The sequence below is a fragment of the Pseudomonas sp. G11-1 genome, from assembly GCF_024031555.1.
Lineage (GTDB): Bacteria > Pseudomonadota > Gammaproteobacteria > Pseudomonadales > Pseudomonadaceae > Halopseudomonas > Halopseudomonas bauzanensis.
Genome location: NZ_QEYQ01000002.1, coordinates 701,697 through 716,515, shown reverse-complemented (window position 1 = coordinate 716,515; position 14,819 = coordinate 701,697). Strand labels below are relative to the sequence as shown.

Sequence of the window (14,819 nt, the reverse complement as noted above, 5' to 3'; positions counted from 1 at the left end):
CGCTTTCCGGTCGCGGATACTGGCGCGCTGCTTTCATCGGACAGAAACAGGCGTATCGGTGTAGAATCAAGGTTTATTTTTACCTTGTTTCTAAGAGGCGAAACCGTGGCATTGACTATTCTTGGACTTTCCGGCGCTTTGAGCCACGACCCCTCAGCTGCTCTGTATATTGGCGGCAAGCTGATTGCTGCGGTCGAGGAAGAACGCTTTGTGCGGGACAAACATGCGAAAAACCGCATGCCCTATGAATCCGCAAAGTTCTGTCTCGAACAGGCCGGCATCAAGCCGGAAGACGTGGATATCGTTGCCATCCCGTTTGCACCCATCAGTATCTTCGAAAAGGCCCGCTGGCACTACGCCAAGCGTTATTGGTACGCACCGGATCGTTCGCTGGATGCCATCTTCATGGGCAATCGCCGCTTTTACCGCTACAAGAAACGCATCCAGTGGTGCCTGCAGCAACTGGGCTTCGATCTGAAGAAGGTCAAGCTGGAGCCGGTTGAGCATCACCTGGCCCACGCTTCCAGTGCCTATCACTGCTCCGGTTTCAAAGAGAAGACGGCGATTCTGGGCATCGACGGCAAGGGTGAGTACGCCACCACCTTCTTCGGCTACGGCGAAAACGGCAAAATTCACAAGATCAAGGAATTCTACGATCCCGACTCCCTGGGCGGCCTGTATGGCGCGATCACCGAGTACCTCGGCTTCGACATGCTCGATGGCGAGTTCAAGGTCATGGGCATGGCACCCTACGGGGACGCCAGCAAACACGATTTTTCGCGACTGGCCAAGTTCGAGAACGGCGAGCTGACCATCAATACCGAATACGCCAACGTCATCGGTTTCCGTCGTTACAAGGAAAAGGGCAAGGGCTACTATTTCTCGCCCAAGCTGATCGAATGGCTGGGACCCAAGCGCGAAGGGGACGTAGCCGATGATCCCTACATCCATTACGCCGCCAGCATCCAGGCGCTATTCGAGAAGCTGGCTCTGGAGATGATGGACTACTACCTGGGCGACATCATCAAGGAAACCGGTCGGATTGCCTTCGCCGGTGGCTGCGCGCTGAACGTCAAACTCAACCAGAAAATCATCGCTCGGGATGAGGTGAAGGAGCTGTTCGTCCAGCCCGCCGCCAGCGATGCCGGCACCGCTGTGGGTGCTGCCGCCTACGTCTCGGTGAAAAATGGCGTGCCGGTAGAGAAGATGGAACATGTTTATCTTGGCCCAAGCTATAGCAACGAAGATGTTATCGCCGCCTGCGCGCGTCACCCAAGCCAGCCGCAGTGGCAGAAGATCGACAGCGTGCCCGAGCACATCGCCCAGTTGATGGTAGAAGGCAACCCGGTAGCCTGGTTCCAGGGCCGCATGGAGTTCGGCCCGCGCGCCTTGGGCGGACGCTCCATTATCGGCTGCCCGAGCGTGCCGGGTGTTGCCGATCGCATCAACGCCCAGATCAAGTTCCGCGAGCGCTGGCGTCCTTTCTGCCCGTCCATGCTCGACACCGTCGCCCCGCAGATGCTCAAGGTCGATCACCCCAGCCCCTTCATGACCTTTACCTTCGAGGTCAAGGACGGCTGGGCCGAGCGCGTACCGGAAGTCGTCCACGAAGACGGCACCTCCCGCGCCCAGGTACTGGAGCGCCGGCACAACCCGCGCTGGTATGACTTGATGCTGGAACTGGAGAAACTCACCGGCAACGGCGTGTCACTGAATACCTCCCTCAACCGCCGGGGTGAGCCGATGGTGTGTTCGCCGACGGATGCACTGAACATGTTCTATGGGTCGGATCTGGAGTATCTGATCATGGAGGATGTGTTGGTGGTGAAGAAGGGGGTAGAGGATTATGATATCGCCTGAAATAGGCGCTGACGCACAACCCTGGGTACTGCAGTTCTGTCACGGTTATGATGGCCCGTTTCTGGATTGTGCTCGGCAGTATTCCGCCCTTTTTGTAGGGTCGCGGTATAAGGTTTGTACGGTATATCTGACCGGTGCGCCGAGCGACGAGGTTGTTCTCGGCTCGGCTTCTGACGAGGTGCTGTTCCTCGACTATAAAAGCAAGGACATCCGCGGCTTGAAGCTTGATGCTATGTGCCGGATACGCCATCTTGTGCATGGGCGAGATTTTCGTTTCTGTATAGCCCATCGTTTCAAGCCGATCTATATCAGTCTGCTGGCAACGCGCCTGCCGGTAATTGGCGTGCATCACGCCTTCGGGGTTTACAAGCGTCAGATGCGGCGCTTGTTCATCCGGCGCTTTCGTTCGCGCCTGCTACTGCTCGGGGTTTCCAACTCCGTGCGGGAAGATATCCGCCATTGCTTACCCGGCTGGGATAAAACCGGAATTGCAACGCTCTACAACCGTATTGATGTCGCTGCAGTACAGGCTGAACAGATACCCCGTCAGCAGTCGCGAGAACGCCTTGGCCTTCCCCATGACGCCTGGATTGTGGGTAACGTTGGCAGGTTGCACCCGGACAAGGATCAGGCAACGCTGATCCGAGGCTTTGCTGCCGCGCTACCGGGACTCCCGCGAGGAAGCGTGCTGGCTATCATGGGTAGAGGCCGATTGGAGCGCGAGCTCAAGGAGCTGGCAGCACAGCTGGGAGCAGCGGAGCAGGTGGTATTTCTTGGCCAAGTCAAGGATGGAAGGCGTTACTTCAAAGCCTTTGATGTATTTGCGCTGACTTCGGATCACGAGCCATTTGGTATGGTTCTGCTCGAAGCCATGGCGGCTGGGGTGCCCTTGCTCAGTACTGACTGCGGTGGCGCCAAGGAGATCGTCACGGGCCTGGGGCCGCTGTTTCCCTTGGGGGATACTCACGCACTGGCAGCTGCTCTGTTGGAGCTGTCCGGCATGACGGACGAGGATGTATCTCTCACAAGGCAGCGCATGTTGCAGCGCCTGAGCGAACGCTATATCGATGATGCGGTACGTCCGCTTTTTTTCCAGAGGTTGCAGAAAAGTGGTCGTATCAGCTAAGCCGCCCAGTATATTGATCCTGATACCTTATTTCGGAATGTGGCCTTTCTGGATGCCGCTTTTTCTGAAAAGCTGTGAGTTCAATGCAGATATCAACTGGCTGTTAATTGGTGATTGTGGAGAGCCCGTGGGCCTGCCTGACAACGTGCAGTATCGCGATTGTGTATTTACTGAATACTGTGACCAGGTGTCAGAACTTCTTGGGTTGGCATTCCACCCGAAGCACCCCTACAAACTGTGCGATTTGAAACCGGTGCTTGGGTTCATCCACCAACAGGAAGCGCAGACTTACGACTTTTGGGGGTTCGGTGATCTGGACTTGGTCTATGGCGATCTGAGGTCTTACTTCACAGAAGAAAAGCTGCACAGATACGACTTCTTCTCCACTCATGCGCGCCGCGTGTCAGGGCATCTATGCTTGCTGCGCAATAATGAACGTATGCGCAATCTGTTCTGGCAGATCCCGGCTTTTCGCGAGCGCATCCAGGATCAGCAGCACTATGCATTGGATGAAGGTGGGTTCTCCCGCCTGTTCTTGAAGAGAAAAAATTTCCCCGAACCGCTGTTCCGTCTGGTAGGTCTGTTCAATCCTTTACGGCGCTCAGCCGAGTTCAGGGAGGCGTTCAGTACGCCTAACGGCAGGGTGTCATGGATTGATGGCACCCATGATTTTCCTGATTATTGGCAATGGGAAAAAGGTTGTTTGACCAATAGTAGGATGCTCGGAATGACCTTCCCCTACTTTCATTTCCTTGGCTGGAAACGCAGGTTCAATGAGCACCCTGAGCTAACCGAGGCTTCATACATCAATGCTCTAGCTGCAGCGGGACAGTGGAAAGTGGACAGCCGGGGTTTCCACCCGGCCTAAAGGATCAGGCCGGGTATGTCGTTTGCCGGATGCAGTAAGAGTAGAAAAAGCTCGTCACGATAGCGACAAGATAGGTGCCGCTTGGATAAATGACGTAGGACTCGAAAAAACTGACCACCAGCCAGAATACAAAAAATATCCAGGCAAAGAGAAATACGTCCAGCGGCATCCGGCGTTGCTGGTAGGCGTTAATGGTCGCGCGACCAATCAGCATCATCAACACGGCGATGAACATCGCGCCAATCATGCCTATTTCCACTAGCGTTTGAAAATAGGAGCTGTGCAGGTGATTGAACTGTTTTTTAAAGGCATCGCTGAACAGATCAGAGTTGCGAATCAAGGGTCTGGACCCACGCCCACCCCAACCCATGAATGGCTTCTCCATAATCCAGCCTGTCGCCGCAGCCCAACTGGCCACACGAATTTCGATACTGCTGAGATCTTGCTCTTCATGGGCGGCAGCCTGCCGCAAGCTCTCCCAGGTAACATTCTCTGATTCGAGCCGCTCGCTGACCAGTGTCGGTAAGTTGAGGCTGCTCGCCAGCAAGACCAGCAGCGCCACGCTGACCATGCTGACGAGCAGAGGTTTGCGCATCGAAAATTGAGGCCTTCCGCGAAGAAGATAGGCCAGCCCCAAGATGGCTGGAAGCAAGACTAGAGTGACGCACAGCCCCAGCCAGACCGCACGCGTCTGGGAAACAAATACTCCCCACACGGAAAAAAGCCAGGCGCTGACCCAGAATGCTACGCAAAGTGAAGCAGTCAGCCGGGGAACGTGCTTTATCCATAAATAAAAACGATGAGTGAAAACACTCAGCGCTAGGGCACATGTGGAGAAAACAATGCCAGTGTGCTGTGCATTGTGAATGCCAAAGTCAACACGCTCTCCGTGCCAGGCCCGAACCCACTCGGCTTGATCGAAACTTATAACCAGGTATATCACCAGGCCACTGAAGGCTACTGCCAGCAGATGCCAGGCTCTCAGCCAGCCGCTACGCGATATGGCATAGGCGATAGCGATAAAGTAGAGCACCCTGAGGAATCGGCGGTCACTGGTGGTTGGCGGGAAATTATCGGGCAAAGTTAATCTATGCCAGATGATAGAGATAACGATATACAGAAAAAAACACATGCCCAATAGGATAAGCGGGTCCTTTCGCAGTTCGTGATTGCCTGGGGCCATAGTGGCAGGCACAAATAGCAGAATTAACAGGATGCATGCGACGTCAAAAAGTCGTGGTATAGGCAGCCAGGAAAAAGCGAAAACAAGGCTGCTTATAGCCAAGGCGGTGTAAAGTGCTTTACTTCTATTATTCATGTAACAAGGTCTATACGGGCTTGTTTTGAAGGAATTTCATCTTGCGCCGGTCTGTTATTTCCGAGCCCAGGATCGTACTAATGAAAGGTAAGATAGCGTGTCAGCATTTCTGCTGAAATGGGCGGAAAGCTAAACGCCAAGTCATGCACCGGTCTCGTGACGTTGGAGGCGCGGTATACCTTTGATTGTACTATCCACGCCTCGGCTAACATCGGGACGTTCCGAAAAGGCGAGTTTACCAGATGTCGCCTAGCGTAGGCATTTCATGAATGGGCGTTCTGGTAGGTGGGCGACTCAAGGCGCCGGTATGAATCTCGTTTCCCCGGAACGCAAAATAGCTATCTACGAGTAGCTCAAAGCTCCCTTTCGGAGAGCGGGCATTCGGCTTGATGCTGTGCTTGCTGTGAAGGCTTGGGAGAGCTCACTAACCGTTGGTAAATAGTGCTAAAGCTTTGCCCCATACGTCCAGCGGTAAAAAGCCTTTGATAGCGTTGTGCCGCTGCCTGGCCCATTCGGATTGACAACGCGTGGTCACTCCAGAGGCGCCGCATGGCTACTCGCAATGCTGCTGCATCGCTTGGAGGAACCACCAAACCGGTTTCGCCATGGATATTGATATAGGTGGTGCCGGTTCCAATTTCGCTGGAGATCATCGGCTTGCCGAACATGGCGCCCTCCAGCAGCGATATGCCAAAGGCTTCCGAGCGCAGATGCGAAGGGAATACCAGCACCCGGCATGCCTGTAACAGTGCGTTTTTCTCAGCATCCGGTAAGGGGCCCACGAAGTGGACATTGTGTAGTTGTAGTCGCTCGGCCTGGCTGCGGAGCTTTCTCTCCATTGGGCCGGCGCCGACAATCAATACCGGGTAATTGGTGTCTTTACAGGCATCCAGCAATATATGGAGACCCTTGTAATAGCGCATGACGCCAACAAACAGGAAGAACCCTTCGGGGAATTGCGCCTGCCAATGAGCAAGGCGCTCCGGATCGATATTGTTGTAGCCCCCTTTATCGAGCCCGTAGGGTATGACCTGGGTCTTCTGCTGATAGCGAGCTAGTACGTCGCTCGTAGCCAGATAATTGGGGGAGGCAGTGACGATCTGATCCATGGCTTCGAGAAAGCGATGCATCAGGGGACGATACAGCTGCAACAGAAACCTCTGTCGAACTATGTCCGAGTGGTAGCTGAGTACGCTGGGCTTGCCATGTTGCGCATTGAAGTGCAGCAGATCCATCAGCGGCCAGGGAAAGTGGTAATGAACTACATCAGCTTCCTGTGCCAGTTGCCGGAAGCGCTGGAATACCTCTCGGGATAGACCGGTAGACGCCAGGTTTAGATCCAGCTTGGCCTGATGCACCTGATGATTGGCGATGCGCAATGGTTGTGCAGCGGGTTGCTTGCTGAGAGTCAGCACGCTGCTTTCCACACCCCAGGGCTTACAGGCTTCGCACAATTGAAAGATGGTTTGCTCAATGCCACCCATGGAGTCGGGGTGGTAAGTCTTGAATAAATGCAATACACGCATCAAAAGTGACCTGCTGTTCTGTAGGTATCAACGGTAATCTGAGCACAGCGTTCCCAACTGAACTGTCGGGCCCGCTGCTGCCCTTGCTCGCGTAGGGTGGCTTGCAACGAATCGTCATTCAGTAAAGCCAGCATCTGCGAGCGGCAACCATCTATGTCATCGGGATCCATGTAAAGGGCTGCTTTCTCAGCTACTTCAGGGATGGCCCCGCAATCGCTGGCAATAACCGGAGTACCGCTGGCCATGGCTTCCAGTACAGGGAGGCCGAACCCCTCGTAGCGGGATGGGAACAGAAGGGCATGAGCGCCGGCTAACAGTTCCGCTACACAGTTTTCATCTTCGTAGCCCAGTAGACGAATTTGTCCGTGAGCTTGGGCTCTGTGCGGAATTTTTGTCAGTTGTTCCTGCCGCCAGCCTCTTGCGCCAATGATCAACAGCGGCATACGGTGGCGAATCCTATCGGGTAGTGTCAGGTAGGCGGCAATGGCCAGGTCGAGATTCTTGCGGGGCTCCAGTGTGCCAAGGCACAAATAGTAGCTATGCATCTGCAGCTGATGAGCGGCCAGACGGATCCGCAGTTGCTCCTCACTTCGTGGATGAAAGCGCGGGGCGACGCCCAGCGGTGCTATCTGCAACTTGCTCCGGGGCACCCCATAATGAAGGGTGACCTCATCGGCGATGAATTGGGAATCAACCAGTATGCGGCTGGCTTGCTGCAAGGCAGTCGGTAGGTAGTGTTCTATTGCCCGCAGACGATCACTGGGTTGGGTTTCGGGATAATGTACATGAGTGAGGTCATGTAAAGTCATCACCGTGGGGCCATCAAAACGCAGCGGCCAGAGGCTGGGCTGATGATAAACCTGGGGGCGCAGACGTTTTGCCCCGCTGTCGAAACGGCGTTGCATGAGCTGTCGGCGTACACGATAGGCATTGGGCAGGATCGCCTTGACGGCCTGGCTGAGCTTCCCATAGCCGGGCTGTGGGGCTGCGGGAAAGTCGTCGCGCCAACGTAGACCGTCGAACAGGGCGAGTTCCAATTCCGGGGATTTTTGCAATGCCCGGCCCAGTTGCAATGCGTATTCGCCGATCCCCGTCCGGGGTGCATGTAGAATGCTGACATCAAGCGCGACGCGCACCAGGACCTCCAGTGTTGGATATTTCGGTGTTCTCATGCACCCGGGTGATCAGTTGTCGAGTGGAATCTTGCCAGCTCAGCCACTTCCATGTGGACATGTCACCTTGTGCTGGAAATACATCACTACTTTCGAACTGCCGGACGAGATTGGTCAGCGTGACGGGATCGGATAGGTCGAAATACGCTATGGTGTCGCCGCCAATTTCGCGAAACACCGGTATGTCACTGGCCATTACCGGCAGACCACGCTGCATGGCTTCGACCAATGGCAAGCCGAATCCTTCAACATAGGAAGGAAAGACCAGGGATCGAGCATTCATATAGCAATATTCCAATTCCCGGTCAGTCAAATCATTCCACATGAACAGATGGGTATTCAGCTGCGGATGCTGGCGCACACGATCAATAAGCTGTTCGGTTTTCCAACCAATTTTGCCCACAAAGCAAACACCAATATTCTGATCTTGCCCCCAGAGCTGTTCGAAAGCGTCCAGCAGATAGCTGTGGTTCTTGCGTGGTTCGATAGTGCTGACCATCAGGTAGATGGGGCGTTGTTCGAGCATCTTCTTTACGGCTGGACGTATTGCGGTGCGTGGGTTGATCTGGTCGAGATCACTACCCAGATGGAAATAATCGAACCAGCGCTGTGAGGCGGCCTCCTCGCCAAGCTTGCGTTGCACCTGATGCTGGACCTGGTCGATGATGGTTTGGGAAATGGCAATGAATCCGTCCGCGGTCCGAGCTACCCAGTCGAACCAGTGCTCGAACACTCTTACCAGACCTTCATCGCAGAACTGCGGGTGGGTCAGGGGAATCAGATCGTAAATTACCGATACGATCCGTACGCCTTCGGATTGAAGCCGCTCGGCCACAGGGAAAAAATCGGCGTGCCAGGAGGAGTCGAGCAGAATCAGGACGTCATCCGCTTCACATTGAAGCTCTTGAACACGGGACGTATCGACGTAATTGAGCGAGATATGGGATAGGCATTTCTGAGGTAGCAAAAAAGCCATCCGGGCCGCCTTGCAGACCAGTGCCAACATGCCGCGCAGGATTGGTGAGTTTCGGTACAGGTCGGTGCGTTCGCGTGCGGCCTGGTACAGGTTGACCCGCTGGCCCAGTCGTCCCAAGCGGTCATGCTGCCGGCTCAGCCAGGATTGCAAGCGGGGCCTGATTTTCTGTTTCTCAGCGAGGCCGAGTCGGTCTACCTGGTACACTTCACCGTGCTTGAACATTACCGGTACGCATTCGACCGCCATCTCCAACCGCTCCAGGTTGTTGACTACGTTGCGCACCACCCGCTGGATGCCGGAATTATCCTGCGGATGCTCATACACATAAGTGCACTCAATGAGAAATCGCATCGGTTGCTACTCCCTCTGCATGCGGGTGATGTTCTATCTCCAGCTTGGCGTCCAGCGATGCGCAGCCGACAAAGTCCGGCTTTCTGGTGTTGATAACATGGAAAATCAGCGCGAGATCCTGCCATTCATAGTTCATGTCGAGATGTGAATCCAGGCGCGACAGGCTCAGGGCTACGGAGTAGTTACCCTTGCCAATATTGGCATCAAAGCTGTAGCTGAAAACCGCGCGCTCGCCAGCTTTGAGATTCTTTAGTGGGCGATGGATGCGGTGAGTATTGATGCCATAGATGGCCTGCCCCATTCGATCCTTGATCATGAAGCCCAGCACCAGACGCTCAATGTCACGATTGATATCTACAGTGACCCGTAAGGTAACCGGCACTCCTGTTTCGATAATCTCGATAGCTTTGCCATCCCGATTCAGCAGCACGACCTCGGCCACGCTAGCCTCCCCGGTACCGGAGATGGTACGTATGCGATTGTCGGCGAGGCGTTCCTGACGGATGGTACTTTGTTCTCTTTCGGCAATCATGGCGCTAAAAAAGTCCATGACTTCCTCTGGTGCTCCTTCCAATGCCAGACGCCCATGATCCAGCAGCAGAGCGCGATCACAAATGCTTTGAATGGCCTGCCGGTCATGGGACACGATCAGCAACGTGGTGCCCGCTTTACGAAACTCGCGGATGCGGTCGAAGCTCTTATGCTGGAAGTAAGCGTCGCCGACGGAGAGCGCTTCGTCGACGATCAGGATATCCGGTCGGCGGGCGGTGGCTACGCTGAACGCCAAGCGCATTTGCATACCACTGGAGTAGGTGCGCACCGGCTGATCCATGTATTCACCGATCTCGGCAAAGACTTCGATCGCCGGCATCAAACTGTTGAGATCCTCGATGCTCATGCCTAACAACTGACCAGCCATGAATACGTTCTGGCGCCCGCTGAACTCGGGATGAAAACCCATGCCCAGTTCCAGTAGTGCCGCAACCTGACCCTCAAGCTGAATATGACCTGCGGTGGGTTGGGTAGTGCCGGTGATCATCTTCAACAGCGTGCTTTTGCCGGCGCCATTGATACCGACGATCCCGACAGCTTCGCCGGGCTTGACCTGAAAGCTGACGTCCCTGAGCACCCAATGTAACTGGTGTCGCGGTTTAGCCCAGGGTAGTACCCACTCCGCCAGACGTGCCCAGCGGGTGGGATATTGTCGGTAGGCCTTGCCCAAGCCGGTAACCTGAATATTTCCCATCAGAGTTCATCCACCATTTCACCAGATCGTTTGCGGAACAGCGATAGTGCGAACAGGCACAGCAGCACCGATATCAAGGTCATTGGCCAGAGTGCGCTCCATTGCGGCCATGCGCCCTGCACGAAGATACCCTGATAGGACTGGATCAGAGGGACCATGGGGTTCCATTTCAGCAAAGCAGCTGCGCTCTCAGGCAGGATGCTGGGTGGATAGATGATGGGTGTGAACCAGAACCAGAACTGCAGCACGATGCCCGTCATCTGGCCAACGTCGCGGAAGAATACGTTGAGTACACCGAGGATAATACCCAGGCCTACGGCAAACACGATCTGGATCAGCAGGACCGGCAATATGGCGATGACCACCCAGCCGGGAAAGTTGCCGGTGACCAGCAAGAAGCCCAGAAACAAGCAGAAGATGATGGCGAAGTTGAGTAACGCATTCAGCACGACCACCAGAGGCAGGCAGATGCGCGGAAAGCTGAGCTTTTTCAGCAGGGTGGCATGTTCAAGGAACACGGATTGACTGCGTCCGATTATCTCGGCGAACAAGCCCCAGGTGAGTAGGCCAGCACATAAGTAGATGCCATAGGCCAGATCATTGTCCACACCAGGCAGGCGTGCTTGCATCAGGCGGGAAAAGATCACCGTATAGACAATAATCATCGCCAGTGGATTGATGATGGTCCATAGGGCACCTAACAGTGAGTTGCGATAACGGGTCTGGAACTCCCGCTGGACGCTACCCAATACGAAACCGCGATAATGCCAGAGGGAATGGAGCAGGGCGGTATGCATCAGCACGCCCTGCCATACTGGTCATCCAACCGGACTATGTCATCTTCGCCAAGGTATTCACCGCTCTGTACCTCGATGATAACCAGATCGACCAGGCCTGGGTTGCTCAAACGGTGTCGATGTCCGGCAGGGATGAAGGTGGATTCGTTGATGTTGATCAGGCGTGGCGTGTCCGAACCATTGAGAATCTCGGCCATCCCCTGAACAACGATCCAATGTTCACTGCGATGATGATGCATTTGCAGCGACAATGCTGCACCGGGTTTGACGAGGATACGTTTGATTTTGAAGCGCGGTCCTTCTTCGAGAACCGTATAGGTACCCCAAGGACGGTCTACCGTACGATGTAGCTGATAAGCGGGATGCTTGTCATGTTTGAGACGCTTGGCGATCCGCCCGATATCTTGTGCCCGATTGGCATTGGCTATCAATACAGCATCACAGGTATCAACGATAATCAGGTTCTCTACGCCTACCGTGGCCACCAACCGTTTCTCACTGAGAATAAAGGTATTGCGCGTATCCTCCATCAGCGTGTCACCCTCGACCCGATTATTGTGCTGGTCGGCGGGGATCAGATCGGCGAGTGCCGTCCACGAGCCAATATCGCTCCAGTCGAAGCCTGCAGGCACCATGGCCACCCTGTCGGAGCGTTCCATCAATGCATAATCTATCGAAATATCTGGCAGCTGACTGAAGCTGTCTGTTTGTAACTCCTGTAACAATACGCCCGCGCTGTCGTGAACCGGACTCAAGCTCAGACAGTGGTCTGCCGCAGCCAGAATTTCGGGAGCATGCTGTCGCAGCTCATCCAGCAGAGTGCTGATCCTGAAACAGAAAATGCCGGCATTCCACAGGAAGCCGCCGTGCTGCAGATATTCCCGGGCGGTCACCTCATCGGGCTTTTCCACGAAACGCAGTACCCGGCAGCCGCCTTGGTCATCCAGAGACTCACCACTTTGAACGTAGCCGAAGCCGGTCTCTGCTCGAGTCGGAGGTATACCGCAGGTCACCAAGAAATCTTCATGTGCCAGCCGTACGGCATGCTCCAGGGTGCGGCAGAAAGCGGTGTCGTTCTCAATCAGGTGGTCGGCTGCCATCACTATCAATACGGCATCCTCACCGTGACAAGCTGCCAAGGCAAGCGCCGCATGGGCTACCGCGGCGGCGGTGTTGCGTCCTTCCGGTTCGAGAAGATAGTGGGCTTGGTACTGACGACCAATCCCGGCCTCTGCCAATTGATCCTTGCTGGCAAAATAATGTTCGCGATTGGTAACGGTCATTATGGTACCGCCGCCGGGTACCAGGGCTGCAGCGCGACGGTAGGTTTTAGCTAACAGGGTCTGGCCGTCGGGCAATCGCATGAAGGGTTTTGGATGCCCCTCTCGCGATACCGGCCAGAGACGGGTGCCAGCGCCTCCGGAAAGAATGACGGGTATTATCGACATGCTGTCTACTCCTTGCTGACCCGGCGCAGGTCAGCTTCAACCATCATGGCAATGAGGTCGGCGAGACTGGTACGTGCGGACCAGCCGAGCTGACGTTTTGCCTTGGAAGGATTACCCAGCAGTACATCTACCTCCGCGGGGCGGAAAAAACGCGGATCAATGACCACATGATCCTGATAATTCAAGCCAACCCGCTCAAATGCCAATGAGCACATGTCACGTACGGTGGCGGTCTGCCCGGTGGCTACGACATAGTCATCCGGCTGGTGCTGTTGCAGCATCAGCCACATGGCTTCCACATAGTCTCCGGCGAAGCCCCAGTCACGCTTGGCGTCAATATTGCCGAGGCGTAGTTCCTTCTGTTTGCCCAGCTTGATTCGGGCTACGGCATCGGTGACTTTGCGGGTGACAAACTCGATTCCGCGCAGAGGGGATTCATGGTTGAACAGAATCCCGCTGGAGGCATGCAGATTGAAACTTTCCCGATAGTTGACGGTGATCCAGTGGCCATAGAGCTTGGCGACACCATAAGGACTCCGTGGGTAGAAAGGCGTGGATTCGTCCTGCCGCTCCGCTTGAATGAGGCCGAACATTTCACTCGTTGACGCCTGATAAAAACGGGTCTCGGGGGAGAACTGACGGATGGCTTCGAGTACATGAGTTACGCCCAGCCCGTCCACAATCCCGGTAGTGACGGGTTGGTCCCATGAGCTACCGACAAAGCTCTGCGCGCCCAGGTTATATATTTCGGTGGGGCGAGACTTGATGACCGCGCGTTGTATCGAGCAGGCATCGGCCAGATCACCTTCTAGGAACTCAATGTCGCTGGCTATGCCTAGCTCACGCAGGCGCCAACTGGTATCCGAGCTGCGCCGTGCGACCAAGCCATATACGTTGTAACCTTTGTCGAGCAGTAGCTTTGCCAGGTAAGCGCCATCTTGGCCAGTCACACCGGTAATAAGTGCATGCTTATTCATTGTTATTATGAATCCTCTCGTCCCAGTCGCTGAGCACATCGTGCAGAGTTGTTGTGGTTGTTATGATGGGTTGCCAGTTCGTTTGCGCGCGTAACTTCTCGCCAGAACCCGCTACGCGCCGCTGTTCTGCCCTGCGTAGACGATCTGGATGCTGTTCCAGAGTGATTTCTACTTCCGCCAGACTGGCCATCTGCATTATCAGTTCGCGGATGTCGCGTTCTACTCCTGAGCAGACGTTATAGATCTCACCTGACTGGCCTTTTTCCAGCAGGTGAAAATAGGCGCGTACAACGTCACGTACATCAAGAAAATCCCGACTCACATCTACGTCGCCGACCTGCAGTCGTGGAAGCTGCAATCCTTTACGAATACGTATCAACTGGCGGGCCATATCGGGAACCAGGAAATCGGCTGCTTGGCCCGGGCCGATATGATTGAATGGGCGGGCGATCACAATGCGCCAATCTGGCTCGCTGAATGACCACTGCAGACAAAGATTTTCCGCCGCCAGTTTGCTCACGGCGTAAGGGTTGCGAGGCTTAGGCAGCAGGGTTTCGTCGATGGGCAATTGCTCTGCGGTGACCTGTCCGTAGACGTCCCCGGAACTCACATACAGAAAGGTGCCCTGGAAATCATTGCGCTTGAGGGCCTGAAGTAGATTCAGAGTACCGAGCAGGTTGATCTGCAGAGTGCGGGCCGGATTACGGAAAGCCTCAGGAACGAAAGTTTGCCCGGCCAAATGGATGACAGCATCAGGACGGGTCGCCGACACCCAGGCATCGAGCGAGTTGGTATCGAGTAGATCATGAGAAGGCGCCGCTACCGGCTGCCATTCGGATTGATGATTTGCCAAATGAGCCAGCAGGTGCCGACCAACGAAGCCGCTTTGACCCGTGACAAGTAACTTAGACACGTGGCCCCCTGTCGGCTAGGCAACGTGCCCTTACCCGCCAAACCCTGCGGACACATTGGTCCCTCCGGTGTGATATCTCTGCAAGCATTCCCGTAGCCCTTTATTCTTGGAGTGGTGCTATATGGGTTTCAGATGTATCGGATTGAGACGGTCAGGTTTTCTTGTTTAATCCTTATTCACTGTATGAATAAGGATTAAACGTTTGTTTGAATGCGCTGTCAAGCCAATTGCTAAGTTTGAG

General features: G+C 54.9%; 12 protein-coding genes. 3 read left to right on the top strand and 9 right to left on the bottom strand.

Going from position 1 to position 14,819, the window contains the following annotated elements; translation table 11 throughout:
- Nucleotides 1-105: 105 nt before the first annotated feature.
- The 3 genes from DHB74_RS09450 to DHB74_RS09440 are packed head-to-tail and all read left to right on the top strand — an operon-like array spanning nt 106 to nt 3,854.
- Nucleotides 106-1,860 (top strand): carbamoyltransferase family protein, encoded by a 1,755-nt coding sequence (locus DHB74_RS09450; protein ID WP_499161278.1) that lies wholly within the window; start codon nt 106-108, stop codon nt 1,858-1,860.
- Nucleotides 1,847-2,986 (top strand): glycosyltransferase, encoded by a 1,140-nt coding sequence (locus DHB74_RS09445; protein ID WP_280165390.1) that lies wholly within the window; start codon nt 1,847-1,849, stop codon nt 2,984-2,986. Before DHB74_RS09450 ends, DHB74_RS09445 begins: the two co-directional genes overlap by 14 nt.
- Nucleotides 2,931-3,854 carry a DUF6625 family protein gene (locus DHB74_RS09440; RefSeq protein WP_280165657.1) on the top strand — a complete coding sequence of 308 codons (924 nt, stop codon included), beginning with the start codon at nt 2,931-2,933 and terminating at the stop codon, nt 3,852-3,854. The genes DHB74_RS09445 and DHB74_RS09440 overlap by 56 nt, the downstream gene beginning before the upstream one ends.
- Before the next feature lie 4 nt (nt 3,855-3,858).
- Here DHB74_RS09440 and DHB74_RS09435 read toward each other — a convergent pair whose 3' ends face one another.
- From DHB74_RS09435 to DHB74_RS09395, 9 genes are all read right to left on the bottom strand, one after another.
- Nucleotides 3,859-5,172 carry an O-antigen ligase family protein gene (locus DHB74_RS09435; RefSeq protein ID WP_499161277.1) on the bottom strand — a complete coding sequence of 438 codons (1,314 nt, stop codon included), beginning with the start codon at nt 5,170-5,172 and terminating at the stop codon, nt 3,859-3,861.
- A gap of 353 nt (nt 5,173-5,525) precedes the next feature.
- Nucleotides 5,526-6,698, bottom strand: a complete 1,173-nt coding sequence (locus DHB74_RS09430) for a glycosyltransferase family 4 protein (protein WP_499161276.1) — start codon at nt 6,696-6,698, stop codon at nt 5,526-5,528.
- Complete coding sequence (locus DHB74_RS09425) at nt 6,698-7,834, bottom strand: glycosyltransferase family 4 protein (RefSeq protein ID WP_136869247.1); 1,137 nt, start codon at nt 7,832-7,834, stop codon at nt 6,698-6,700. The genes DHB74_RS09430 and DHB74_RS09425 overlap by 1 nt, the downstream gene beginning before the upstream one ends.
- A complete protein-coding gene (locus DHB74_RS09420) occupies nt 7,818-9,197 on the bottom strand; it encodes a glycosyltransferase family 4 protein (RefSeq protein WP_136869248.1) in 1,380 nt (459 codons plus the stop codon). The genes DHB74_RS09425 and DHB74_RS09420 overlap by 17 nt, the downstream gene beginning before the upstream one ends.
- Entirely contained in the window at nt 9,181-10,443 is a 1,263-nt protein-coding gene (locus DHB74_RS09415) for an ABC transporter ATP-binding protein (protein ID WP_499161275.1), read from the bottom strand. Before DHB74_RS09415 ends, DHB74_RS09420 begins: the two co-directional genes overlap by 17 nt.
- Nucleotides 10,443-11,240 carry an ABC transporter permease gene (locus DHB74_RS09410; RefSeq protein WP_136869249.1) on the bottom strand — a complete coding sequence of 266 codons (798 nt, stop codon included), beginning with the start codon at nt 11,238-11,240 and terminating at the stop codon, nt 10,443-10,445. Before DHB74_RS09410 ends, DHB74_RS09415 begins: the two co-directional genes overlap by 1 nt.
- Nucleotides 11,240-12,688 (bottom strand): mannose-1-phosphate guanylyltransferase/mannose-6-phosphate isomerase, encoded by a 1,449-nt coding sequence (locus tag DHB74_RS09405; RefSeq protein WP_036990699.1) that lies wholly within the window; start codon nt 12,686-12,688, stop codon nt 11,240-11,242. Before DHB74_RS09405 ends, DHB74_RS09410 begins: the two co-directional genes overlap by 1 nt.
- 5 nt (nt 12,689-12,693) lie before the next feature.
- Nucleotides 12,694-13,665, bottom strand: a complete 972-nt coding sequence (gmd, locus tag DHB74_RS09400) for a GDP-mannose 4,6-dehydratase (protein ID WP_036990697.1) — start codon at nt 13,663-13,665, stop codon at nt 12,694-12,696.
- Nucleotides 13,658-14,578, bottom strand: coding sequence for an NAD-dependent epimerase/dehydratase family protein (locus DHB74_RS09395; protein ID WP_136869250.1), 921 nt, complete (start codon nt 14,576-14,578; stop codon nt 13,658-13,660). The genes gmd and DHB74_RS09395 overlap by 8 nt, the downstream gene beginning before the upstream one ends.
- Nucleotides 14,579-14,819 lie beyond the last annotated feature (241 nt).